Raw genomic sequence first — 932 nt, forward strand, 5'->3', positions numbered from 1 at the left:
ACACGGTTAAAGCAACTAACGCTTCCGGATGTATTTCAGCGGCTTCTAATAGTTTTACTGTTATAAGCCTAACACAGTTGGCTACACCAGTAACTCCAGTAGTTAGCACAACAGCAGCGACTTGTTCTGCTGCAGGAAGCATGACTCTTACAAATTACAATGCAGCCAATACTTATGTTTTTTCACCTACAGGACCAACTGTTACTGCAGCAGGAGTCATAACAGGCGGTATGATAGGAACGGCTTACACGGTTAAAGCAACTAACGCTTCCGGATGTATCTCAGCGGCTTCTACTAGTTTTACTGTTATAAACCTAACACAGTTGGCTACACCAGTAACTCCGGTAGTGAGCACAACAGCAGCGACTTGTTCTGCTGCAGGAAGCATGACTCTTACGAATTACAATGCAGCCAATACTTATGCTTTTTCACCTACAGGACCAACTGTTACTACAACAGGAGTCATAACAGGCGGCGCGATAGGAACGGCTTATACGGTTACAGCGACTAACGCTTCTGGATGTATCTCATCGGCTTCTACTAGTTTTACTGTTATAAGCCTAACACAGTTGGCTACACCAGTAACTCCAGTAGTTAGCACAACAGCAGCGACTTGTTCTGCTGCAGGAAGCATGACTCTTACGAATTATAATGCAGCCAATGCTTATGATTTTTCACCTGCAGGACCAACTGTTAGTGTAGCAGGAGTCATAACAGGCGGTATGATAGGAACGGCTTACACGGTTAAGGCAACTAACGCTTCCGGATGTATTTCAGCAGCTTCTAATAGTTTTACTGTTATAAGCCTAACACAGTTGGCTACACCAGTAACTCCAGTAGTGAGCACAACAGCAGCGACTTGTTCTGCTGCAGGAAGTATGACTCTTACGAATTACAATGCAGCCAATACTTATGATTTTTCACCTGCAGGA

At 44.2% G+C, this 932-nt stretch carries 1 pseudogene; it reads left to right on the plus strand.

Features of this window, described 5'->3' with window-relative positions:
- Positions 1–932, plus strand: a pseudogene (locus J3S90_RS15690) (T9SS type B sorting domain-containing protein); the annotation flags it as partial.

The organism is Flavobacterium flabelliforme (assembly GCF_017948675.1).
GTDB lineage: Bacteria > Bacteroidota > Bacteroidia > Flavobacteriales > Flavobacteriaceae > Flavobacterium > Flavobacterium pygoscelis.